The 24,318-nt window shown below is 70.0% G+C and carries 17 protein-coding genes; 9 read left to right on the forward strand and 8 right to left on the reverse strand.

Annotated elements, in window-relative coordinates; translation table 11 throughout:
- Positions 1–380: 380 nt before the first annotated feature.
- Together pepN and GGQ63_RS16620 are read left to right on the forward strand one after the other, a co-directional pair.
- Positions 381–3,023 carry an aminopeptidase N gene (gene pepN / locus GGQ63_RS16615; protein WP_183857726.1) on the forward strand — a complete coding sequence of 881 codons (2,643 nt, stop codon included), beginning with the start codon at positions 381–383 and terminating at the stop codon, positions 3,021–3,023.
- A 267-nt stretch (positions 3,024–3,290) separates the two neighbouring features.
- Positions 3,291–5,648 carry a PAS domain-containing sensor histidine kinase gene (locus GGQ63_RS16620; RefSeq protein WP_343061181.1) on the forward strand — a complete coding sequence of 786 codons (2,358 nt, stop codon included), beginning with the start codon at positions 3,291–3,293 and terminating at the stop codon, positions 5,646–5,648.
- Here GGQ63_RS16620 and GGQ63_RS16625 read toward each other — a convergent pair.
- Complete coding sequence (locus tag GGQ63_RS16625; RefSeq protein ID WP_183857727.1) at positions 5,614–8,607, reverse strand: bifunctional [glutamine synthetase] adenylyltransferase/[glutamine synthetase]-adenylyl-L-tyrosine phosphorylase; 2,994 nt, start codon at positions 8,605–8,607, stop codon at positions 5,614–5,616. The genes GGQ63_RS16620 and GGQ63_RS16625 overlap by 35 nt on opposite strands.
- Positions 8,608–8,768: 161 nt before the next feature.
- On the opposite strand from GGQ63_RS16625, the gene GGQ63_RS16630 reads away from it, so the two are divergent.
- From GGQ63_RS16630 to GGQ63_RS16650, 5 genes are all read left to right on the forward strand, one after another.
- Positions 8,769–10,196 (forward strand): vWA domain-containing protein, encoded by a 1,428-nt coding sequence (locus tag GGQ63_RS16630; protein ID WP_183857728.1) that lies wholly within the window; start codon positions 8,769–8,771, stop codon positions 10,194–10,196.
- A 143-nt stretch (positions 10,197–10,339) separates the two neighbouring features.
- A complete protein-coding gene (locus GGQ63_RS16635; RefSeq protein WP_183857729.1) occupies positions 10,340–11,020 on the forward strand; it encodes an HAD family hydrolase in 681 nt (226 codons plus the stop codon).
- A gap of 43 nt (positions 11,021–11,063) precedes the next feature.
- Positions 11,064–12,170 carry an agmatine deiminase gene (gene aguA / locus GGQ63_RS16640; RefSeq protein WP_183857730.1) on the forward strand — a complete coding sequence of 369 codons (1,107 nt, stop codon included), beginning with the start codon at positions 11,064–11,066 and terminating at the stop codon, positions 12,168–12,170.
- Positions 12,171–12,187: 17 nt separating this feature from the next.
- Positions 12,188–13,351 carry an adenosylhomocysteinase gene (locus GGQ63_RS16645; protein ID WP_183857731.1) on the forward strand — a complete coding sequence of 388 codons (1,164 nt, stop codon included), beginning with the start codon at positions 12,188–12,190 and terminating at the stop codon, positions 13,349–13,351.
- A gap of 7 nt (positions 13,352–13,358) precedes the next feature.
- Complete coding sequence (locus GGQ63_RS16650; protein WP_183857732.1) at positions 13,359–14,006, forward strand: nitroreductase family protein; 648 nt, start codon at positions 13,359–13,361, stop codon at positions 14,004–14,006.
- 57 nt (positions 14,007–14,063) lie between these two features.
- On the opposite strand, the gene GGQ63_RS16655 is transcribed toward GGQ63_RS16650, so the two are convergent.
- Positions 14,064–14,954, reverse strand: coding sequence for an NAD(P)H-binding protein (locus tag GGQ63_RS16655; RefSeq protein ID WP_183857733.1), 891 nt, complete (start codon positions 14,952–14,954; stop codon positions 14,064–14,066).
- A gap of 232 nt (positions 14,955–15,186) precedes the next feature.
- Between GGQ63_RS16655 and GGQ63_RS16660 the strand changes: the two genes are divergently transcribed.
- On the forward strand, positions 15,187–15,555 hold the full coding sequence (locus GGQ63_RS16660) for a winged helix-turn-helix transcriptional regulator (RefSeq protein WP_183857795.1): 369 nt from the start codon (positions 15,187–15,189) through the stop codon (positions 15,553–15,555).
- Between the two features lie 1,271 nt (positions 15,556–16,826).
- Here GGQ63_RS16660 and GGQ63_RS16665 read toward each other — a convergent pair.
- Both GGQ63_RS16665 and GGQ63_RS16670 read right to left on the reverse strand, forming a co-directional pair.
- The gene (locus GGQ63_RS16665) at positions 16,827–17,468 is read right to left on the reverse strand and encodes a ThuA domain-containing protein (protein WP_183857734.1); all 642 of its coding nucleotides are present in this window, start codon (positions 17,466–17,468) and stop codon (positions 16,827–16,829) included.
- Positions 17,469–17,637: 169 nt separating this feature from the next.
- Positions 17,638–18,735, reverse strand: a complete 1,098-nt coding sequence (locus GGQ63_RS16670) for a Gfo/Idh/MocA family protein (protein WP_183857735.1) — start codon at positions 18,733–18,735, stop codon at positions 17,638–17,640.
- A gap of 144 nt (positions 18,736–18,879) precedes the next feature.
- Between GGQ63_RS16670 and GGQ63_RS16675 the strand changes: the two genes are divergently transcribed.
- Positions 18,880–19,467: an NUDIX domain-containing protein gene (locus GGQ63_RS16675; RefSeq protein WP_183857736.1), complete on the forward strand. Its 588-nt coding sequence runs from the start codon at positions 18,880–18,882 to the stop codon at positions 19,465–19,467.
- 13 nt (positions 19,468–19,480) lie between these two features.
- Here the strand turns inward: GGQ63_RS16675 and GGQ63_RS16680 are convergent, their stop codons facing one another.
- The 4 genes from GGQ63_RS16680 to GGQ63_RS16695 form a co-directional block, all read right to left on the reverse strand.
- Positions 19,481–20,488 carry a glycosyltransferase family 2 protein gene (locus GGQ63_RS16680; protein WP_281380218.1) on the reverse strand — a complete coding sequence of 336 codons (1,008 nt, stop codon included), beginning with the start codon at positions 20,486–20,488 and terminating at the stop codon, positions 19,481–19,483.
- Positions 20,488–22,746, reverse strand: a complete 2,259-nt coding sequence (locus tag GGQ63_RS16685) for an alginate lyase family protein (RefSeq protein ID WP_183857738.1) — start codon at positions 22,744–22,746, stop codon at positions 20,488–20,490. Before GGQ63_RS16685 ends, GGQ63_RS16680 begins: the two co-directional genes overlap by 1 nt.
- 155 nt (positions 22,747–22,901) lie before the next feature.
- Positions 22,902–23,495, reverse strand: coding sequence for a nitroreductase family protein (locus GGQ63_RS16690; protein ID WP_183857739.1), 594 nt, complete (start codon positions 23,493–23,495; stop codon positions 22,902–22,904).
- Positions 23,496–23,580: 85 nt separating this feature from the next.
- Entirely contained in the window at positions 23,581–24,246 is a 666-nt protein-coding gene (locus tag GGQ63_RS16695; protein WP_183857740.1) for an NYN domain-containing protein, read from the reverse strand.
- Between the last annotated feature and the right edge of the window lie 72 nt (positions 24,247–24,318).

The raw sequence follows: 24,318 nt of genomic DNA on the forward strand, positions 1-24,318 counted from the left end.
CTCTCTCCCTCGGCCGATGGAAAGAGCCTATATACTGATCCGCTTATCTGACAAGTCTAATCTGCACGAAGCCGCTGCAGATCGACGTAAGGAGCGCGATGGCGGCCTCGGGCGGGCGGGCGACGCGGCCGGTTCTGGAGCCTTGCGGGGCCGCGTCCATCGGCCGCCATCGGAGGTCTCGCTGCGCGCCGTTTCGAGCGACACCTCGCCAAGGAACGGAACGCCGCGCCGTTCCGCTTCGGCCTTCGCCCCGCCACGGCCCGGAGCCGACGACCAACGGGCCGTCCTCCGCGCGCGAGGCCCGATCCCCCGGCTGGCGTCCTCCGCCGCATCGCTCTAAGACTGCGCTGTCCGTCGCTTCACAGAGCTCGCCGATCCCGATGACCGCCGTATCCGTTCCCGTCCGGCTCGAGGACTATCGCGCCCCCGCCTTCACGATCGACACCGTGTCGCTCGATTTCCGGCTCACGCCCGAGGCGACGCGGATCAAGGCCCGGATGGCCTTCCGGCCGAACACGGCTGAGGCCGCGTCGGGCCGGCTGGAACTCGCCGGCGATGAGACGAAGCTCGTCGCGATCGCCCTCGACGGCGTGCCGCTCGACGCCGGCCGCTATGTCGCGACGCCCGACCGGCTGGTGATCGAGGGCGTGCCGAGCCGGCCCTTCACGCTCGACATCGAGACGGAGGTTGATCCCTCGGCCAATACCAAGCTGATGGGGCTCTACCGCAGCTCGGGCAATTACTGCACGCAATGCGAGGCCGAGGGCTTCCGCCGGATCACCTATTTCCTCGACCGGCCGGACGTGCTCGCCGTCTATACGACCCGGATCGAGGCCGAGAAGACGGAGGCGCCCGTCCTGCTCGCCAACGGCAATCCCGCCGAGGCGGGAGACATTCCCGGCACCGGCCGTCACTACGCCGTGTGGCACGACCCCTTCCCCAAGCCTTCCTATCTCTTCGCGATGGTGGCCGGCGATCTCGGCGTCGTCACCGACCGGTTCGTGACGATGTCCGGCCGTGATGTCGAACTGCGCATCTATTGCGAGCACGGCAAGGAAGCGCGCTGCGCCTATGCGATGGACGCGCTGAAGCGGTCCATGCGCTGGGACGAGACCGCCTTCGGCCGCGAATACGACCTCGACATCTTCATCGTCGTCGCCGTCTCCGACTTCAACATGGGGGCGATGGAGAACAAGGGGCTCAACGTCTTCAACGACAAATACGTGCTCGCCGACCCCGACACGGCGACCGACGCCGACTATGCCGGCATCGAGACGGTCATCGCGCACGAATATTTCCACAACTGGACCGGGAACCGGATCACCTGCCGCGACTGGTTCCAGCTCTGCCTCAAGGAAGGGCTGACGGTCTTCCGCGACCAGGAGTTTTCGTCCGACGAGCGCTCTCGCGCCGTGAAGCGCATCGCCGATGTGCGCACCCTCCAGGCGCGCCAGTTCCCCGAGGACGGCGGTCCGCTCGCGCATCCGGTCCGGCCTGAAATCTACCACGAGATCAACAACTTCTATACGCCGACGGTGTACGAGAAGGGCGCCGAGGTGGTCCGCATGCTGAAGACCATCCTCGGCGAGGACGGCTTCCGGCGCGGCATGGACCTCTATTTCGAGCGCCATGACGGCGAGGCCGCGACGGTCGAGGATTTCCTCGCCGCCTTCGCGGACGCGACGGGCGCGGACCTCTCGCAATTCAAGCTCTGGTATGCGCAATCCGGGACGCCCGAGATCACGGCGCGCGGACAATTCGACCCGGCGGCGAAGCGCTTCACGCTGACCCTCGCCCAGACGCTCGGCCCGACGCCCGGCCAGCCGATCAAGCGGCCGATGCACATCCCGATCCGCTTCGGCCTCGTCGGTCCGAACGGTGAGGCGATCGAGGCCGAGCGGGTTTCCGGCGCGACGGTCACCGGCGATGTGATCCAGCTGACCGCGCCGAGCCATACGGTCGTCTTCGAAGGCGTCGGCGCCCGGCCTGTGCCCTCGCTGCTGCGCGGCTTCTCTGCGCCGGTGAAGCTCTCGACCGACCTTTCGGCCGAGGATCTGCTCTTTCTCGTGCGGACCGATAGCGATCCCTTCAACCGCTGGCAGGCGGCGCAGACGCTCGCCATGCGGACCCTCGTTGAAGGTACCGCGGCGATCCGCGCCGGGCGTCGGCCCGCCGTCGAGACGGCGCTCATCGACGCGCTCGGCGTCGTCGCAGAGGACGCGACCCTCGAACCCGCCTTCCGCGCGCAGGTGCTCACCCTGCCGAGCGAAGGCGACATCGCCCGCGAGATCGGCCGCGACGTCGATCCCGAGGCGGTCGCCGCGGCCCGCTCCGCACTCCGGGCGGCGATCGCCGGCCGTCTGGGGGAGCGCCTCGCAGCGCTCCATGCCGGGCTCGCCGATGCGGCGCCGTTCCGCCCCGATGCGGCCGGCGCCGGCCGCCGGGCGCTGCGCAACGTGCTGCTCGATCTCGGCGTCGCCGGCGGCACGCCGGAGGCGGTCGCCCGCGCGCGCGCCCATTTTGAAGCGGCCGACAACATGACGGATCGGATCGCCGCGCTCGCGACCCTCTGCGCCGCAGCCCTCCCCGAGCGGCTGGCGCCGCTCGCCGCTTTCCGAAAACGCTATGCGGGCGACGCGCTGGCGCTCGACAAGTGGTTCACGCTCGAAGCGACCGTTCCGGCGTCCGACACACTCGCCCGGGTCGAGGCACTCCTTGCCGACCCTGCCTTCTCGATCGGCAATCCGAACCGGGTGCGGGCGCTCGTCGGGTCGTTCGCCGCCGCCAACCCGACCCAGTTCAACCGCGCCGACGGCGCCGGCTTCGATTTCCTCGCTGATTTCGTTCGCCGACTCGACGCGCGCAATCCGCAGACGGCCGCACGGCTGCTCGTCTCCTTCCGTTCGTGGCGGTCGCTCGAGCCCGTCCGCCGCGCCCACGCGGAAGCCGCGCTCGCCGGCATCGCGGCGGCACCCGGCCTCTCGCCGGACACGCGCGACATCGTCACCCGCACGCTCGCCTGAGCACGGTGCGAATCGGTCCGGAGGCCGCTTCGGATCGCCCACAAATCGCCGCTCCCGCACCGCAGAAGGGGTTTGTGCGCTGCAGCCCTACCAGATGTAGCGGTGGCGAAATTATGGTTAACAAGAGCCTAAATCGAGGCTGGACATCGCGAGTCGGCTCGATTCAAATGACCGCGATTCGGCAGTGCGCGTACCCGGATCCAGCCGTTTTCAAGAGGACTTCGAATGGCGCAGGCTGGTTCAGCCAGTGCGTCCGGGGTGAGGCGCGTGCCCGTTTTCACGATGCTTTTCGACCGGAGACAGGCCCTGAAGGGACATGCGCGCCTGCTCGCCAAGCCCGCCTACGAGAATCTGCTGCGTTTCGAGACGCTGCTGCGGCGGCTGATCCCGATCCTGATCGTCCTCTTTCTCGCCTTCGTCGCGCTGGCCCGCGGCGTCGAACTGCTCGATCAGCGCGCCGAGCGCGAGACCCAGACCCGCGACGCTCTCGTCATGACGACCTCGCTCGCCGCCGGGGCGCTCCGCCGGGTCGAGCCGGGCCTGCCGGATGACGGCTTCGCGATGGCGCTGCAGAACGCGCTCGCCGACGCCGTGCCGCGCGCCGCCACCGCCGAGGGGCGGCTCATCTATGTGCTCGATCCGGCCGGCACGGTGATCGCCACCGCACCGCGTTCGACCGCCGACGAAGGCCGTTACTTTGCCGAGGTGGTCGGCCGCTCGCACCCGCTCATCATCTTCGGCGAGCGGGCGGGCGTGCTCGACGTGACCCTCGACAATGGGGAGCCGGCCTTCGGTGCGGCGGCTGCGCTGGACGGCCGGCTGGGCGCGGTGGTCGTCGTCGCGCCGCTCGCCGCGGCCTATGCCGAATGGCGTGGCACGGTCACGCTCAACGTCACCATCTTCGTCGGCACGAGCGGTATCCTGCTCATCATCCTCTACGGCTATTTCGCCCAGTCGGCCCGCGCCAACCAGGCCGACCGCATCTATGCCGAGACGCACGAGCGCTTCGATACGGCGCTGAAGCGCGGCCGCTGCGGCCTGATCGACTGGGACCTGGCCCATGGCCGGATGTTCTGGTCGAAGTCGATGTTCGATCTGATCGGCGTGCCGGCCCGCGACGGCCTGCTCTCCTTCGGTGAGGCGAACGCCCTCGTCCATCCCGACGATGGCGACCTGATGAACCTCGTCGAGGCGCTTTACGACAGCGGGGAGACGACGGTCGACCGGATGTTCCGGATGCGGAAGGAGGACGGTGGCTGGGTCTGGCTGCGCGCCCGCGTCGAACTGGTCGGCCGAGACGGACCCGAGCCGCACCTGATCGGCATCGCCGTCGACGTGACGGAACAGATGCGCCTCGCCGAAAGCTCGCGCACCGCCGATATCCGGCTGCGCGACGCGATCGAGACGATCAACGAGGCCTTCGTGCTGTGGGACGCCGACAACCGCCTCGTCATGTGCAACACGAAATACCAGCAGTTGCACGGCATTCCGGGCGAGGCGCTGGTGCCGGGGCGGCCCTATGCCGAGATCGTCGGCGCCGGCCGCCAGCCGATCGTGCGCATGCAGACCCCCGCCGAGGCACGGCCCGAGGACGGCGCGAAAAGCCTCGAAGCGCAGCTCGAGGACGGCCGCTGGCTGCAGATCTCCGAGCGGCGCACCAAGGATGGGGGTTTCGTGTCCGTCGGCACCGACATCACCGCGCTGAAGCGGCACGAGGAGAAGCTGATCGAGGGCGAGCGCCGGCTGATGGCGACGATCGCGGATCTGCGCCAGTCGCGCCAGAAGCTCGAAAGTCAGGCCCAGGAGATGGTCGAACTCGCCGAGAAATATTCCGAGGAGAAGAACCGCGCCGAGGCGGCGAACCGCTCGAAGTCCGAGTTCCTCGCCAATATCAGCCATGAGCTGCGGACGCCGCTCAACGCCATCATCGGCTTCTCGGAGATCATGCAATCGGCGATGTTCGGGCCGCTCGGCTCACCGCGCTATGCCGAATATTGTCGCGACATCAACGCCTCGGGCACCTTCCTCCTCAACGTCATCAACGACATTCTCGACATGGCGCGGATCGAGGCCGGCCGGCTGCAGCTGGAACCGGAAGAGATCGGCCTCGATGCGCTGATCGAGGAGAGCACGCGGGTCACCGCCGAGGAGGCGAAGAAGCGCGGCATCACGGTGGCGACGGAGGTCGAGGAGCCGATCCGCCTCGTCGCCGACCGCCGCGCCGTCAAGCAGATGCTCCTCAACATCCTGTCGAACGCGGTGAAGTTCACGCCCGAAGGCGGCCGCATCGCCGTCCGCGCCCGCAAGCTGCGCGGTGCCGTCAGCCTGTCGATCGAGGACACCGGCATCGGCATCCCGCGCGAGGCGTTGGCGAAGCTCGGCCGGCCCTTCGAACAGGTGCAGAACCAGTTCACCAAGAGCCATTCCGGCTCCGGCCTCGGCCTCGCCATTACCCGCTCGCTCGCCGAGCTGCACGGCGGCGCGATGCGCATCCGTTCGATCGAGGGCAAGGGCACGATCGTCTCGATCCGCCTGCCCGAACGGCCACCGCTCGCCGGAGCGGCGCATGCGCCCGGCGCCGGCGTGTCGCTCAGGATCGGGGCTTCCGCGGAACCTTGCCGATGATCCGTTCGAAGCTCGCCCGCACGGCGGCTTCCGTCTCCTTGAGCGCGGCATCGAGCGCTGCGAAATCCGGCAGCTCGCCGGCCCGGGCGAGCAGTTCGAGCAGGCCGCGCGGCGCTTCCTCCGGCCGGAACGGCCCGCCCACGCAGAGCCGCAGGATCTGGACGAGCCGCTGATAGAGGCGGAGCGCCGGCAGAAGCACCTCCGCGTCGCCGGCCGGCAGGATCTCGGCAAACGCCGCCTTGACGAGCACCGCCTCGGTCTCGACGTCGAGGATCTCCGGCCGCGCCGCGCCATCGGTCAGCTGCAGGAACTGCGCGATGAATTCGATGTCGACGAGGCCGCCCTTCGACTGCTTGAGATCCCAGTGCCCCTCGGCAGGCTTTTCCTGTTCGAGGAGGGCGCGCATTTCGAGGATGTCGGCCTTCACCTTCGCCCGGTCCCGGGGGGTCGCCAGAACGGCGGCCTTCTCGCGCTCGACCCGCTCGACGAGATCGGCGTCGCCGGCGATCGGCCGGGCGCGGGTGAGCGCCATGTGCTCCCAGGTCCAGGCGTCCTTCCGCTGATAGCCGGAGAAGGCGTCGATATGGGTGGCGAGCGGGCCGGCATTGCCGGACGGCCGCAGCCGGAAATCGACCTCGTAGAGCTTGCCCTCGGCGGTCGGCGCGGAGAGCGCGGCGATCAGGCGCTGCGTCAGCCGGGTGTAGTACTGGCTGCCCATCAGAGGTCGGTCGCCGTCGGAGGCCGGCGCATCGGCATCGAAGTCATAGAGCAGGATCAGGTCGAGGTCCGAGGCCGCCGTCATCTCGCGACCGCCGAGCTTGCCCATGGCGAGCAGCGCGATGCGGCCGTCCTTCATCCGCCCGTGCACCCGCTCGAGCTCCCGCCGCGCCGCGTCGAGCAGCGCCGCGACGAGCACGTCGGCGAGATCGGCGTAGGCAAAGCCGGCTGCCCGCGCGCCGACCGTGCCGGAGATCACCCGCACCCCGATCAGGAAGGCCTGTTCCGAGCCGAAGATGCGCGCCCGGTCGAGCGCCTCCTCGAGCGCAGCCGCCTCGCCGAGTGTCGTGGCGAGCCGCGCGGCGAGCGTCGCCTTGTCCGGCAGGCGGCCGAAGAAGGCCGGGTCGAGCACCGCGTCGACGACGTGCGGCCGGCGCATCATCGTCTCGGCGAGCCGCGGCGCGGTGCCGAGCACGGTCGCAAGCAACCGCAGGAGGCTCGGGTTGCTGGCGAGCAGCGAGAAGAGCTGCACGCCGGCCGGCAGCCGGGCGAGGAAGCGGTCGAAGGCGTTGAAGGCCGCGTCGGCATTGTCGGTGGTGGCGAGCGCCTCGAGCAGGGCCGGCGTTATCTCGGTCAGCCGTTCCCGCGCCGTCGCCGAGCGCATCGCCGGATAGCGGCCGAAATGCCAGCCGCGCACCGTCTTCGACACTTCCGTCGGGTTGTGATAGCCCATCGCGCCGAGCGTGGCGACGGTCTCGGGGTCCTCGTCGTCGCCGGTGAAGACGAGGCTGCCGCGCATGGTCGATAAGGTGGGCGCGCTCTCGAAGAGCTTCATGTAATGGCCGCGCACGGTCTCGAGCGTCGCGGTCAGCCGCGCCGCAAAGGCCGCGAACGAGACCTCTCCCGACAGCCGCGCCACGACGGCGAGCGCCGCCTCGTCCTCGGGCAAGGTGTGCGTCTGCTCATCGGCGATCATCTGCAGCCGGTGTTCCACTTTGCGCAGATGGCGGTAGCAGGCGGCGAGTTCGGCCTCCGCCGCCGGCTCGATCCAGCCCCGTTCTGCAAGGGCGGCGAGCATGGCGAGCGTCTCGCGGCCGCGCAGCGCCGGATCGCGTCCGCCGGCGATCAGCTGCTGGGTCTGGACGAAGAACTCGATCTCGCGGATGCCGCCGCGGCCGAGCTTGATGTTGTGGCCGGCGACCGCCACGGCCTCATGGCCGCGATGCTCGTGGATCTGCCGTTTGATCGAATGGATGTCGGCGATCGCCGCATAGTCGAGATACTTGCGGAAGACGAAGGGCACGAGTTCGGCGAGGAAGGCCTCGCCCGCCGCGATGTCGCCGGCGATCGGGCGCGCCTTGATGAGCGCCGCACGCTCCCAGTTCTGGCCGCTCGATTCGTAATAGAGGAGCGCCGCCTCGGTCGAGATCGCGACCGCCGTCGAGCCGGGATCGGGCCTGAGCCGCAGATCGGTGCGGAAGACGTAGCCCTCGCCGGTCCGCTCCTGCATCAGCTTCACGAGACGCTGCGTGATCTTGACGAAGAAGGCGCCGATCTCGTCGCGGTCGGCGACCGGCGCCACGGCCGGATCGTAGAGCACGATCAGATCGATATCGCTCGAATAGTTGAGCTCGAAGGCGCCGTGCTTGCCCATGGCGAGCACGATGTAGCCGGAGCCGCGCGCCGGATCGCCCGGGTCGGCCTCGATCATCCGGCCGGAGGCGGCCGCCTCGGCGAGCAGGAAGCGCACCGCGGCCCCCACGGCGGCATCGGCAAAGCGGGTCAGGGCGCGGGTCACCGCGTCGATGTCGAGCGCGCCGCCGAGATCGGCGAGTCCGATCAGCAGCGCCGCCTCGGCCCGCGCATCGCGGAGCGCCGCGCCGAGCGCCGCCTCGTTGGTGTCGCGCCAGGCGCCCGCCGTCTCGGCGAACAGCGCTTCGAGCCGCGCCTCCGGCGGCGCCTCGAGCAGGCCGACGAGCCGCGCCGCATGACGGAGCGCGGTCCGCCGCAGGAAGGGCGAGAGATCGAAGACGGCCGCGAGGAAGGACGAGAGGCCTGAATGCGCCGCGAAGAGCGCCGCGAGCCGCTCGCCGACGCCCGCCTCCTTCGCCGCCGCGACGAAATCCGCGATCAGCACCTTCACGCGCGCCGCCGGCGTCTTTCCCGGCAGCGGCACCAGGCGCGCCGCAAGCGGCGCATCGCCACCCGGTGTTACCGCCGCGGGCTTCGTGGTCTTCGCCATCGTTCATCCTCCCGAGGCCTTGTTACATCAGCCGGAAGCGGGATGGAAAACCGATCGCCCCTTCCCTACCAAAGGACGCTGCGGCCGGCGGAGCCCTCGAGCCATTCTTTCGCCGCTTGGGATCGCTTATCCTGCCCCCGCCCCTCCGCTTCGAGACGCCGATGCATCGCCGCCTGCTGTTCCTGCCCGTTCTTCTCGCTCTCGCCGCGCCCGCCGCCGCCAATGATGCGATGGTGGTGCTCGACGTCTCCGCCTCGATGAGCGGCAAGCTCGGCGGTACCGCGAAAATGGCGCTCGCCGTCGAGGCGGTCGAAACCGCGGTCGCCGGCTTCCCCGCCGATTCCCGGCTCGGCCTCGTCGCCTACGGCTCGAAATCGTCGAAGAGCTGCAGCGACGTCGAGATGTTGGTGCCCCCGGCGCTCGATGCCGCCGAGCGGATCGGCGAGGCGGCCCAGGACCTGAAGCCGCGCGGCCGGGCGCCGCTCGCGATCGCGCTGCAGCGCGCCGCGGAGGCGATCGACTACACGAAGCAGCGGGCGACCATCGTCGTCATCGCCGACGCGATCGAGCCCTGCGACGCCGACCCTTGCGCCCTCGCCGCCGCTCTCAAGGAAAAGGGCAAGGACCTCGCCATCCACGTCGTCGGCCTCGGCCTGAAACCGGGCGAGGAAGCCGGCCTTTCCTGCGTCGCCGAGGCGACCGGCGGCCGCTTCGTCAACGCGATCGACGGCGCCGATGTGACCGGCGGGCTCGGCGCGGCGCTGGCCTCCGCCAAGGCGCCGCCGCGCAATCTCCCCTTCGCGTCGATCGAGGCGCCGGACAGCGTCTTCGCCGGAGCGACCTTCACCATCGGCTATGACGGGCCGAAGGCCGCCGACGACCGGCTGCAGATCACCTGGCCGGATCAGCCGGTCGGCTCGGAGGTGCGCGCCGCGATGGTCGGCAAGGATGCGAAGCCGCGCCGGCTGATGGCGCCCGCCGAGGCCGCGGTCTACGAACTCCGCTATTACAGCCCGTCCCGCGAGGCCGTGCTCGCGACCCGTTCGATCACCGTGTCGTTGCCGCCCGTGACGCTCGATGCGCCGGCGTCCGGCGCCGCCGGCAGCGAGATCCGCGTCGGCTGGACCGGCCCCGCCGGCCCCGAAGACCGCATCGTAATCGTGCCGGCCGCGGGCGGCCCGTCCGTCGCGACCGCACCGCCGCGGCGCGACGGCCTGCCGGTGCGTTTCACCCTGCCGCTCGCCGCCGGCCGGTTCGAGATCCGCTACATGATCGGCGGCGACACGGCGCCCGCCGCCCGCCGCGCCTTCACGGTCGAGCCGCCCGCGGCCACGGTCGCCGGACCCGCGACCGTGGCCGCGGGCAGCCTGTTCGAGGTCACGCTATCCGGTCCCGCGGCGCGCTTCGACGACATCGTCGTCGCCCGGCCGGGCGCGCCGACCGGCGAGCACGTGACCGCTTCGCGCGTCCGGCCCCGCCGGGATACGCTGCGGCTGCGCGCGCCCGCGGAACCCGGCGCCTATGAGTTGCGCTATGTCGCGGGCGATGGCGGCGCGGTGTTCGCGCGGGCGCCGATCGTGGTGAAATAGGCCCGAAAAGGTCGGGTCTTGCCGCGAGACTTCGCCGAACCGATCTGATAGGAGACCGGCAACGGCCCCCAAGCGGCCGCTCCTCCGGCCGCAACACCGACGCCAACGGATGGCGGCCCCCTCCCCAACGGGACCTGAAGACGATGCTGGTCATCTTCGACTGCGACGGCGTGCTCGTCGATTCGGAAATCCTCGCCTCGCGGCTCGACGCCGAACGCTTCACCGAGATCGGCTATCCGATCACCGCGGAGGAGATGTCGCTGCGCTTCGCCGGCCTCACCTTCGACCGCATCGCCAAGATCGTCGAGGATGAGCTCGGCCGGCCGCTGCCGCAGAGCTTCCACGACGAGACCGACAAGGCGCTCGACCATCTGCTGACGACCGAGCTGCAGGCCATCCCGGGCATCGCCGAGGCGCTCGACCGCATCGAGCATCCTCGCTGCATCTGCTCGAACTCCTCGCCCGAGCGTCTGCGCGTCTCGCTCACCCACACGAAGCTCTATGACCGGTTCCGGCCCTATATCTTCTCGGCCGTCGCGGTCGGCGCCAAGCGGCCGAAGCCGGCGCCCGACGTCTTCCTCCACGCGATGGCGGAGTTCGACGCCGATCCGCGCGAGACGGTGGTGATCGAGGATTCGACGCACGGCATCCATGGCGCCAAGGCCGCGGGGTGCCGGGTCATCGGCTTCATCGGCGGGTCGCATTCCTGGCCCGGCCATGCCGATGCGCTGACCGCAGCGGGCGCCGAAACGGTGATCCGCCATCACCGCGATCTGCCGGCGACCATCGAGGCGATCGCCGCCTGGGACGGCATCGTCGACTGAGCGGACTTCCGCCGCGCCCCCGCTTGCGCCACTCTGGCCGGCGATGACCGATCCCCTTGCCTCCACGCCGGCCGAAGACGGCTTCGCCATGCCGGCGGAGGGCGCGCCGCATCGCGGCTGCTTCATGATCTGGCCGGAGCGGCCGGACAATTGGCGGCTCGGCGCGGGGCCGGCGCGCGCCGCTTTCGCCGCCGTCGCCCACGCGATCGCCGAGACGGAGCCGGTGACGATGATCGTCTCGGCCGCGGCGCGGGAGAGCGCCCGCGCTCTCCTCTCCCCCGCCATTCGACTCGTCGAGGCAGCGACCGACGACGCCTGGTGCCGCGACACCGGGCCGACCTTCGTCACCGATGCGGCCGGGCGCCTGCGCGGGGTCGACTGGCGCTTCAACGCCTGGGGCGGCTTCGACGGCGGGCTCTATGCGCCCTGGGCGCAGGACGACCGCCTGGCCGAGATCATCCTCGCCGGCGAGGACGTGCCGCGCTATCGGGCCGGCTTCGTGCTCGAGGGCGGCGCCATCCATGTCGACGGCGACGGCACGGCGCTCGTGACCGAGGCATGCCTGCTGTCGAACAACCGCAATCCCGGCATGGACCGCGCGGCGATCGAGACGGCGCTGCGGGCTTACCTCGGCGTCTCCACCGTGATCTGGCTCGGCGCCGGCGTCGTCGAGGACGAGACCGGCGGCCATGTCGACAACCTCGCCTGCTTCGCCCGGCCGGGCCTCGTCGTGCTCGCCGGCTGCGACGATCCCGCCGATCCGCAATATGAGGTGACGCACGACGCGAAGGCCCGGCTCGCCGCGGCGCGGGACGCCCGCGGCCGGCCGATCGAGGTCGCGACGCTGCCGATGCCCGGCCCGCTCTTCATGACCGCCGAGGAGGCTTCGGGCCTCGACGCAAGCAACGGCGCCGGCATGGCCCGCGGCGCCGGTCAGCGGCTCGCCGCGTCCTATGTCAACCATTACCTCGCCAATGGCCGCGTCGTGATGCCCCTCCTCGATCCGGCGACCGACGAGGACGCCGCCGCGCTGCTCGCCCGGCTGCACCCGGACCGCCGCGTGGCCGGCATTCCGGCGCGCGAGATCCTGCTCGGCGGGGGCAACATCCATTGCATCACCCAGCAGATGCCGGCCGGCACGCCCGGCTGAGCGCGACAGGAGCCGAAATGTCCGAACGCTCGTCCTCGTCCCGCCTCGCCTTCGTCTCGGGATCCTGCCGCCTACTCGCGGCGACAGCGGCCGAGTTCCGCGACACCCGGCCTTTCGAGGGACTGTCGATCGGCGTGTCCATCCATCTCGAACCGAAGACCGCCGCACTCATCGAGACGCTCGCCGCCGGCGGCGCGCGCGTCGTCGCGACCGGCAATCTCAACAGCACGCAGGCCGAGACGGTCGCCCATCTCGCGGCGCAGGGCATCACCGTAATCGGCGGGCCGACCGCGGACCCCGCCGTGCACGATGCCGACCTCGATGCCGTGGCGGGGGAAAAGCCCGACCTCCTGCTCGACAATGGCGGAGACTTGTTCCTGCGCTATCTCGCGGCGCCCTGGCCGAACCTCCTCGGCGGCACCGAGGAGACGACGTCGGGCCGGATGCGGCTCGCGCCGCTCCGCGACCGGCTGGCCCTGCCCGTCCTCGTCATCAATGACAGCCCGATCAAGCAGTTCGCCGAGAACCGCCACGCCGTCGGGCAGAGCCTCTTCGAGGCCTATCTGCGCTTCACCAACCGCTCGACCAATGGCAAGCGCGTCACCGTCTTCGGCTACGGCGCCTGCGGCCGCGGCGTCGCCGCCTGTTTCGCGAACGCCTTCGCCCGCGTCTCGGTGGTCGACATCGACCCCGTGACGACCCTCGAGGCGCATCTCGACGGCTTCGCGACGCCGCATCGGGACGAAGCGGTGCGCTCGGCCGACGTGATCGTGACGGTGACCGGCGCCGCCGGCGTCCTCACCGCCGACGATCTGCCGCTTCTGAAGGACGGCGTGATCCTGATGAATGGCGGCCATTTTCCGGTCGAGATCGATGCGGACGGACTCGCGGCCGAGCGGAGCGTGACAGCGATCGCCCGTTCCGCCGCCGACGACATCGAGACCTTCGCGCTCGACGACGGCCGCGTCTTCCACCTGCTCGGCCGCGGCCACATGGCCAATCTCGCCGGGCCGCGGCCGCTCGGCAACACGATCGAATCGATGGATCTCGGCTTCACCCTGCAGGCGCGTTCCCTCGAACGTGTGGCGAAAGGCGGGCTCGGGGCCGAGAGCTGCGTCGTGCCGGTGCCGGCGGAGATCGACCGCGCGGTGGCGTCGGCCTATCTCGACCTGTGGCGCTGAGTTGGCCATGGCCCACCACGACGCCCCCGCCGCGCCGCTCGACGCGCTCGAACCGGGCGCGCCGGAGCTGACGCCGGTGCCCGCAATGCTCGCCGTGCTCGAACGGCGGCGCTCGGTGCCGCTGCGCGCCTTCGCCGACACGCCGATCGCGGCGGCCGACCTCGCCCGCATGCTCGCCATCGCGGCGCGGGTGCCGGATCACGGCCGGCTGACGCCCTGGCGCTTCATCGTCGTCGAGGGCGAGGCGCGCGCCGCGGCCGGGCGGCTGCTCGACGCGCTCTATGCCCGGCAGAACCCCGATCTCGCCGAGGCGAAGCGGGATATGTGGACGGTCTATATGATGCGCGCGCCGGCGACCGTCCTCCTCGTCAGCCGGCCCGATGCCGCGGCGAAGGTGCCGGAATGGGACCAGGTGCTGTCTGCCGGCTGTGCCGGTATGAACCTCGTCACCGCCGCCGCCGCGCTCGGCTACGCTGCGCAATGGCTGATCAAATGGCCGGGTCGCGATCCGAACGCCGCGGCGCTGTTCGGCGTCGGCGCCGGCGAGCGGGTCGCCGGCTTCATCCATCTCGGCCGGCCGGCGGCGCGGCAGGCCGACCGGCCGCGTCCGGCCATCGGGAGCGTCGTGACACACTGGCGGTCGCCGGCCGATTGAGGCCGGCGACCGCGTAACCCGGACGCCGGCCGGAAGCGGCGTCCGCCCCGCCGCCGATCAGGCCGGCGTGCCGAGGGCGGCGCGGTGGGCGGTGAGGAAGTCGGCGACCGAGACCGGCTTGCGGCCGGTCAGCCGCTCCACCGTGTCGGTGACGATGGCGTGGTGGCCCTGCGCCGCGGCGACGTCGAAGGCGACGAGGCCGTCCACCATCAGCGGCGGCAGGCCGGCGGCGGTCAGCCCCTGGCGAAGCCCCTCGGCCGGTACCGGGATGTGCGTCACGGTGCGGCCCGAGAGCGCGGAGACGAGCGCGGCGATCTCGTTCTGCGTCACCGCCGCCGGACCCGTCACGTCGAGAATGGTCCGCCCGTTCGTGGCGCCGGCGAGCGCGGCGGCAGCCGTGCGGGCGCAGTCGTCGCGCGAGACATAGGAGCGGCCACCCGAGCCGGTCGCGGTGAAGAGCTGGCCGGTCTCGAGCGCGTGGCCGATGCCGACCAGGATGATCTCGCTGTAGATGTGATCGCGCAGAAAGGTCCAGTCGAGCCCGCTCGCGGCGAGCGCCTGTTCGGTCCAGTAATGGTCGCCGATCAGGGACGATGTCGGCGTCGGATGGGGCGCCGGCGCCGACAGGTAGACCACATGGGCGACGCCGGCCGCTTCCGCCGCGGCGACCGCGGCGCGATGCTGGGCGAGACGGCGGCCCGGCGCGTCGAGCGCATCGGTCGACACGAGCAACAGCCGCTCGGCACCCGAGAAGGCCGCAGCGAGGCTCGCCGGATCGTCGAAATCGGCGCGGCGAACCGCGACGCCCCGCGCCGCGAGATCGGCGAGCGCCTCGGGCTTGCGCGTCGTCGCGATGATCGGACCCGCTTCCTGGTCGAGCAGCGTCTCGACCACCTTGCGGCCGAGATGGCCGCCGGCGCCGGTCACGAGCAGAGTGGGCTTGGACATCGGTCTCTCCATCGCACGATCCCGGGGTGCCGCGCTGCGCGGCGGTTCGCTCCGGGCCTCAGGTTACGCAGGATAACTAGGCGGTTGACCGGCGCCTGTTAAGAACGCATGTTCCGCTCACCAGGGCACACCGAGGGAACCGAGGGGCGGATCGATGGCGGTCACGGTGCTGAGACCGGTTCTCGTCGAGCCGGCGGAGGACCAGTCGGCGGGGCTCGTTCGTCTCGAAGACATGACGCCGCCCAGTGCGGGGGCGCCCTGCCCGGTGCGCGACGTGCTCGACCGGCTCGGCGACGCCTGGAGCCTGCTCGTCGTGCTGCGGCTCGGGGTCGGTCCGGCGCGCTTCAACCAACTCCGCCGTTCGGTCGACGGCATTTCGCAGCGCATGCTGACGGTGACGCTGCGAAGCCTCGAACGCGACGGCCTCGTCAGCCGCACGGTCTTCCCGACCACCCCGCCGCAGGTCGAATATGCCCTCACCCCGCTCGGCGCCTCGCTGCACGGCCCGATCGGCGCGCTGAGCCGCTGGGCGAGCATGCATCAGGCGACGATCCAGGACGCCCGCCGCCGCTACGACGGCGCGGCCGCCGCGGCGGAATGAGGCGGCGCAGCCCGCGGTGATGCAGGGCGGGCACGCCCCCTCCAAGAACACCCGTCCCCTTGCCGCGCCGGCTTGACCGTCGCCCGGCTTCCGCCGGGTGACGGATGGAGCGGGTCGCGCCCCGAAGCCCCCACCCGCACGATTATGGATGCCGGCACGGAGGCCGGCATGACGGGTGGAGGGGGTGTTCGGATATCTGACAGGATGGTCGGGAGAAAGCCGGCAGGGCGGCTCGTAGGCGCAGAGCGTCCGATCTCCCGAGAGCACCCGTCACCCCGGCCTCCGTGCCGGGGTCCATAATCGCGACGCCGGGCGAAGGCGCGCGGCGCCGCCGTCCCGCACACCCGTCATTCCGCGCGAGACACAGCCGAGATCCGGGACCGATCACGCAGAGCCCCGTCCCCTTGCCGCGCCGGCGTGACCGTCGCCCGGCTTTCGCCGGGTGACGAATGGAGAGGACATCCCCGAAGCCCCCACCCGCACGATTATGGATGCCGGCACGGAGGCCGGCATGACGGGTGGAGGGGGTGTTCGGATATCTGACAGGATGGTCGGGAGAAAGCCGGCAGGGCGGCTCGTAGGCGCAGAGCGTCCGATCTCCCGAGAACACCCGTCACCCCGGCCTCCGTGCCGGGGTCCATAATCGTGACGCCGGGCGAAAGCGCGCGGCGCCGCCGTCCCGCACACCACTGTCCAGGGATTCCCGCCTTCGCGGGAAGGACGGGTGGGGAGGACGGTTCGCAGGCCGCCGACCGGCACGATCGGGCAGGCTCGCATGACGAATGGAGAGGACATCCCCGAAGCCCCCACCCGCACGATCATGGATGCCGGCACGGAGGCCGGCATGACGGGTGGAGGGGGTGTTCGGATATCCGACGGGATGGCGCCGGGAGAAAGCCGGCAGGGCGGCTCGTAGGCGCAGAGCGTCCGATCTCCCGAGAGCACCCGTCACCCCGGCCTCCGTGCCGGGGTCCATAATCGCGACGCCGGGCGAAAGCGCGCGGCGCCGCCGTCCCGCACACCCGTCATCCTCGCGAAGGCGAGGATCCATCACGCCGGCCGTCCACTGTCCAGGGATTCCCGCCTTCGCGGGAAGGACGGGTGGGGAGGACGGTTCGCAGGCCGCCGACCGGCACGATCGGGCAGGCTCGCATGACGAATGGAGAGGACATCCCCGAAGCCCCCACCCGCACGATTATGGATGCCGGCACGGAGGCCGGCATGACGGGCGGAGGGCGGCTCCGAGTATGGCCGGGAGGGCCTCGGCCGCCCTACCGCGCCGCCCAGAGCATGCCGCGCAGCAGAATGGTCTTCATCTGCGGCACCTGGAATTCCGAGGCGACATGACCGAGCGAGGAGTAGAACACCCGCCCCTCGCCATAGCGCTTCTTCCAGACGACCGGCATGACGACGCCGTCGATCCAGGGGGCGTGAGCGCCGGTGAAGGTGGTCGTCGCGAGCACCTCGTTCGCCGGGTCGACATGCATGTAATACTGCTCCGACCGGTAGGGGAAAGAGGCGATCCCCTCCATCACCGGATCGTCCGGGCGGATCACATCGACGGTGTAGTCGATGATGTTGCCCGGATGGGAGACCCACTGGCCGCCCACCATGAACTGGTACTCGGTGGCCGTGCGGAAGGCGTCGCCCATGCCGCCGTGCCAGCCGGCGATGCCGACGCCGCCGCGCACCGCGGCGGTCAGGTTCTCGACCTCGCCCTTCTCGATCGTCGCCATGGTGTAGATCGGCACGATCAGGGAATAGTCGCGGATCGCCGGGTCGGCGAAGGCGGCGGTCTCGGTCTCGACACGGACGCGAAAGCCCTCGCCCTCGAGCATCTCCTTGACGACGGCCGCCCCTTGCTCCGGCTCGTGCCCGGCCCAGCCGCCCCAGACGATCAAAGCGTCGCGCATGTGTTCCTCCACTCCTCAGTATCGCCGCGCGAGAGCCTCACTCCGACCCTCTCCCGCAGCCGGAAAGAGGGATCGGCCGCTCTCCCCGCGGAGCCGCGCACGGAGGGCGCGGCATAGAGCGCCGATACGAATGCCCCTCCCCGTGCGGGAGAGGGCCGGGGTGAGGCTCTCACACGATGTGGCCGTCGACGAGGCTCTCGGCGAGCGGCGACGGTCGATCCGGCCGGGTCGCGATCTCGACGTGGCGGCCGGTCTGCGATGAGACGCCGATCGCCTCCATCACCTCGAGCACGTGCAGCGCCAGCGCGCCGCTCGCCCTGTGCGGCCGGCCGTCGCGAATGGCCTGCGCCATCTCGGCGACACCGATCGAGCGCCAGTTGGCGTCGGCGTAAGGATAGCGCGTCTCGACCGGCGCCCACTGTCCGCCCTTCGGCAGATGCTCGACCGTGCCGCCGAAGAAATTCGGGTCGGGCACGAGGAGCGAGCCCTCGGTGCCGTAGATCTCGAGCGGCAGGTGCCGGTGCGCCGCGACGTCGAAACTCATCGTGATCGACACTGCGGCGCCGGAGACGAATTCGAGCATGCCGGAGACATGGGTGGGCACGTGCACCGGGATCGTCTGTCCGGAGCGCGGCGCGCTGGTGATCGTGCGGGTCTGCCGCGGCGTGGTGGCGATGCCGGTGACACGGGCCACGGGTCCGAGCAGGTTGACGAGATCGGTGACGTAATACGGACCCATGTCGAGCATCGGGCCGCCGCCGACCTCGTAATAGAAATCCGGAGCGGGATGCCAGCGCTCGTGGCCCGGACACATGAAGAAGGCGGTGCCGCCGACCGGCGCGCCGATCGCCCCTTCGTCGATCAGCGCCCGCGCGGTCTGATGGGCGCCCCCCAGAAAGGTGTCCGGCGCGGCGCCGACCCGCAGGCCCCGCGCCGCCGCAGCCGCCATCAGCCGCTCGCCCTCGGCAAAGGCGATGCCGAGCGGCTTCTCGGTATAGACGTGTTTGCCGGCCTCGAGCGCCCTGAGGCCGACCGCGACATGCGCCTTCGGGATGGTCAGATTGACGAGAATCTCGACCGCCGGATCGGCGAGCAGCGTATCGACCGGCACGGCGGAAAGGCCGAATTCCGCGGCGCGGGCTTCCGCCGCCGCCGGATTCATGTCGGCGAGGCCGCGGACCTCCACGATCGGCAGGTTCCGCATCGCCTTCAGATAGGCGCCGGAGATGTTGCCGCAGCCGATGATGCCGATGCCGACCCGCTTCACCGGGCAGTCCTCCCAACCGCGCTGATGTGCGTTCCTCAGGACCCTTCATTCGACGGAACGGGGTCAAAGTCAAGCTGCCGCGCCGCCGCTTTCCAGAGCGTGGGCGCTCGGCTACAGAGAGGCCGTCCTCCCCGGGAGCCCATCATGAGCGTCGCCGACCGCGTCCGCATCCGCGAGACCACCCTCCTGTCCGACAATTGGGGAAGGCTCGAGAAAACGGTGTTCGACTGGCGCCGTTCCGACGGCAGTTGGCAGACCCAGATCCGCGAGACCTATGACCGCGGCGATGGTGCCGCCGTTCTGCCCTATGATCCGGAACGCGGCACGGTGCTGCTGGTGCGGCAGTTCCGCTTCCCGGCCTTCCGCCGCGGTCATGACGAGCCGCTGCTCGAGGCCTGCGCGGGCCTGCTCGATGCCGACGATCCGGCCGGCTGTGCGAAGAAGGAGGCCGAGGAGGAACTCGGCATCCGGCTCACCGACGTCGCTTTCGCCATGGCGGCCTTCATGTCGCCCGGCTCGGTGACCGAGCGCCTGCATCTCTTCACCGCGCGCTATCGGCCCGAGGACCGCATCGGAACCGGCGGCGGCCATGTCGAGGAGGGCGAGGACATCGAGGCCGTCGAACTGCCCTTCGAGACCGCGCTCGCCATGATCGACACGGGTGAGATCTGCGACGGCAAGACCGTGATGCTGCTGCAGCACATCGCCCTCAAGGGGCTGATGCGCCGCTGAGACCCGCCACGCTTCAGTCGCCGGTGATGCGCTCGTAGAGCCGCGAGCGCGAGCCGCAGAGGCCGAGCACGCGCCCGGCCGTCCAGCCGAGCGACCGCGCGAGGTCGACGAGGGCGAGGCCGGGCCGGAACGGCAGCATCAGGACGAGGCCGAGGCTGCCGACGAGCCGCAGCGGCACGACGACGAGAACGTCGAAGGCGACCCGCTCCTCGCCGCGCGCCATCTTGCGGCGCAGCGAGACCTTCGACTGGTCCTTGGCGCGGGTGAACTGGTAGGCGAAACTCAACCGCTCGGCCGGCAGCGTCTCGAACACGAGCGCCTCGGGGGCCCAGGATTTCGACAGGCCGCGCGCCCGCACCTGCTCATCGAAGGCCGCGTCACTGCCGCCGGTGTGGCGCAGGCTCTCGTCGAAGCGCAGCCCGTGATCGCTGAAGAGCGTGGTGCGCGCCAGCCAGTTATTGGTGACGATCGTGTGCCGGAACGGTCGACCCGAGCGCGCCATCGCGGCCATCTGCGCCTCCCGGCGGGCGAGACGCGCCGCGACGCCACGGTGGATCGCCCGCTGCATCGGCCCGAGCCCTGCATCGGGCGGCATGATCCGCACGGGTCCGCCGATCAGATCGGCGCCGGAACGGCGGTATTCGGCGACGAGATGAACCAGCCAGTCCCGCGCAACGACCTCGTCGTCGTCGACGAAGGCGAGCAGGTCGGCACCCCGGGCGAGCGCCTCGTCGATCGCCCGGTTGCGACCGAAGGGAATACCGAGTTCGGTCTCGAGAACGAGGACCAGCTGGCGCCCGCCGAGTTTCGGCCGCAAGGACTCGATGGTCGCGCGGCTGCGTGCCTGGTGATCGTTCTCGACGATCAGGAACAGCGGCTCGACGCCCGGCGGGGTGTGGCACTCGGCAAAGGACTGCAGCAGCGCTCGCAGCATGCGCGGCCTTCGCCGGGTGAGCGCCGCGATGCAGATGCGCAAAGGTCGATGGGGATCGGCGGCGGGAGGCGTCGGGCCGCGAGCCATCAGACCGGAACGCCGATGCCGCTGAGCGGCCAGAAGGGTGGCAGGCCGGTCTCCTCGGACAAGCGGATTGCGGCATCGGAAAACGGCGGTGCCGGCTCGCCCCGACGATGCGCCGCGAAGGCGGCGAGCGGCGCAAGACGGTGAACGTCAAAGCGGGCGTCCGGCCACGCCGCCGCTTGAGGTCGATCGAGCAGCCAGGCGACGGCGTTGAGAATGTCGCGCCCGTCGCTCCGCCGCCCCCCCTCGAAGCGCAGACCACACCGTTCCGCAAGCACGGCGAGAGCGACCCACCCGGCGAGATTGAACGCGCAATAATGGCGAGAATCGCGCCGCTTCAGCTCTCCGGGCTGTGCGCCGTCGGGCGTCACCTGGCTGCGCAGCCGGTCCTCGGCCCGCCGGAACGTCTCCAGAAGCAACCTCGCCTCGCCCAGATAGGCGGCGATCGCCGCGACCTGCAGATCATAATAGGTGCCGTGATTGTTGACGGCACGGCATTCGGCCCTGCCCTGCGGGCTGTCGAGCAGCCAGCCGAGATAGGCCTCGAGCCACTCCGCGAAACGGTCCGCTTCCTGCTGCGAAAGAGCGCCGGCCCTTCGGCAGAGCGTTACCGCATCGAGAAAGTAATAGAAGTCCTTGGCCTCTATGATGCCGGCCGGCGCGCCCTCATTGCCGGCATGGCCGAGGCGGACCTGCGCGTAGCGCAGATGCGCGGTCATCGCCGTGTCGGGATCGAGGAACCACATCCGTACGCGCTCGGCGGCGTGACGGGCAAAGACCGGATCGCCGGTGATGCCCCAAGCGAGCGCGAGCGCCGTCGTGTCGTCGAACACGCGCTGCAGGGCCGAGCGATCGAACTGCTCGCTGCCGGGGCCGAACGGCACGGTGCCGGGCGCCCGCTCGCCGTCGCGGCGAATATAGGGCAGGCCGTTCGGACTCGCCGGATTGGGCCACCAATAGGGCGCGGGATGCCAATAGTCGCGCGGATCGCCGCTCGGCGCCCGGGTGGTCTTCTGGAGGGGCGAGAACGGCCCTCGGCCCAATGCCTCTTCGGCTTCAGCGAGGATCGATGCGCGGAGCGCTCCGGGCGGCCCGTCCCCTTCGGCGGTGGCGGCCAGTCGGGCGAGACTCGCGTCATCGAACAATCGCAGCCGGTCCGGGCCGATGAAGGGAGAGATCGTCGCGCTGTCCATGCCGCTCAGAAGCTCGATGATCGCCTGGTTGCGCAAGGATCCGCGCGCCCGCATCTCGAGGGATCGGGCGGCGGCCCCCCTGCCATTGCCATTGTCGAGCCGCGCAACCCACCCGACGGCATGGTGGGCGGCCGGGACCGGTGTCGGCGGCGGGAGATCCCAGGCCTCGAGCCTGAACTTGTCCCAAGCGCCTCGAACACCGAGGCGCCAGAGAAGTTCCACCTTCGAGCGACGGCCGTAAGGAAACCGCTCGTCGAAGGCATGGTCGGCATCGCACCGGAAGATCAGCTGCGGCTCGTGTGTCGCTTGGCGGGCACCGACCCGGCCCTCGACGACATCGACGTTTCTCTCCGCTCGCGCCATGGGGACGCAGACATAATGGTGATGCGGCGCAGTACGAACGCCGGCCCGCAGCGTCTCCCAGGCCTCCTTCGTCAAAAAGCAGTTGCCGTCCCAGGGAAGAACCCATTTGGCCCGGCCCCGCCCGTCCGCCAGCGCCGCGTTGCGTGCGCCGTTATTGTTCATCACATAGTTGTTCTTGTGCCGGTAGAGACCCGCGATCGCTGCATCGCGACGATCTGCCGGCAGTTCGTCGATGGCGTCGCCGAGCAGGTAGCCAATGGGATAATCATCGAGCGCCCACGGAATCTGCCGGTAGACGCTCCACTCGAACGGAATCTCGAGATAGGGCTGGCCATGCTGCTCGAGCAGATCGATCATGGCGGCCCGTCGCTCCGGATCCACCACCCGGTTGATCACGAAGCGCTTTTCGCAATCCTCGAGCAGCGGCTCGTGCTCGAGCAGGAACCGGAGATTGTCGAGCGACTGGTCCGGCGCGTGCAGGGGCGGCAGATCATTGCCGACGATCCGGTAGAGCACGAAGGTGTCGGGTCCCGGCAGAACATCGAGCCGTTCGGCGTCCGCGCCTCCCCGGACAGCCGGCATCTCCCGCGGCGGCCGGCGCAGAGCCGATGTCATCGCCGAATCCACGCGGTCGCGGAAGAGCCTGAGCTTGGTCTGCACACGGCCGAACACGATCGAGATCGGTAGGCGCCGAGCCTCAGCCATCCCGCTCTCCCCCTCGCGGAAGCCGAGACCCGGTCCGGCGCTGCCGCGATCTTTGCATTGCCCGATTCGTCCCCCGCGATGTTCGTGTGATCGATCGTAGTGCGACCGGCGGAGGGCATGCAACGCTGCGCTTCATCCTCAGGCGAGCGCGATCTCTATTCGAGCGCCGACCCGGGCCAATGGCCCTCGGAGGCGATCGCCGACACCGGCAGCCGTTCGCGCGGCGCGGTCTCCTGCGCGCGGTGGCGTTCCGAAAGAAGGGCGGGATCGCCGTAGCGGCCGATGGCGATCGCGGTCCAGGCGGCGAAGTGCTCGGGAATGCCGAGGAGCTCCCGTGCCCGCTCGTCGTCGAAGCCGCCCATCGGATGGATGGCGAGGCCGTTCGACACTGCCTGGAGGAGCATGTAGCCGATCGACAGGCCGAGATCGTGCCCGCCATGGAAGTTCGGCTTGCCGTTGTCGCGCACGGTGCGGGTCGCCGCGATGACGAGCACCGACGCCCGCCGGCAGTAGTCGCGATTGCCCTCGCTGAGACAGGAGAGCAACCGGTCGAACGCCTCGGTGCCGCGATGGCCGTAGACATAGCGCCAGGGCTGATTGTTGGCTGAGGACGGTGCCCAGCGTGCCGCCTCGAAGAGCGGCGCGAGCTCCTCCGCGGTCAGCACCGCCTCGGGGTCGAAGGCGCGCGGGCTCCATCGCTCGGCGATGACCGGAAGGATCGGAACGGCGGTCGGGGCGGGCTTTCGCATGGCAGTGGTCCTCGTGGCCGATCTCGGGCGAAACGCGAGCGGCCGTCACGTCGGGCTATCGGCCGATCGACCGCCCTTGGCAACTCTATGCCCAGCTCGGCGGCTTCGCGATAGAGCTCCCGTCGGCGGCGAGGACAGGGTCGGGAAACTGGGCTCTGGCGAGATGACCCGGTCTCAAACGCAGATAGAACGAAGCGACGTTCATCAGACTCTGCGTCGGATATTTTACAGGAACAAGAAGCCCAACCCGCTTGCCGGCTTCCGTAACGGCGATCCGGATGGGCTCAACCAAGTCCGAGTCATTGGTGATCACGACGCCGACGTCGAAGGCGTCGGTGAAGGCGTCCCGCACCAAGTGGGCGCCGAGGTTCACATCGCTGCCTTTCTCCTCACTCTTTATGACGCGCACCATCGCGGGAGCGGGAAGTGTCCAGAGATAGCCGTCGGGTTTCGCCTGAGGCGGCACCGTCAGGGGCATCCAGGGCTCCGATGTCATGAAGCTGCCCTCATGGATAGCAATCTCAGGAACGGACGCCAGCGCATTGAGGTAGGTAGCCTGCCGCGGCGGCGCCCCCGGATCATGGGCCCGCGCCGACACGCGTGCGATGTAATAATTGACGCGCGTGATCCGATGGCTCGCGTCGAGAACTTCGGATGCCAGCGACAGCGGATTGAGCCACTTCATCGAAGGGCGGCTCTTCAGCATTCTATAATAGAGATTGAAGCCATCAATGTAGACGATGGTACGCATCGCGCACGCCTACAAAAGCAAAGGCCACGAAAGGGTCGCCCCTCGTGGCCTTTGAGCCCGCAGCAAGCTACG

Source organism: Prosthecomicrobium pneumaticum (genome assembly GCF_014199915.1).
Classification (GTDB): Bacteria; Pseudomonadota; Alphaproteobacteria; order Rhizobiales; family Kaistiaceae; genus Prosthecomicrobium; species Prosthecomicrobium pneumaticum.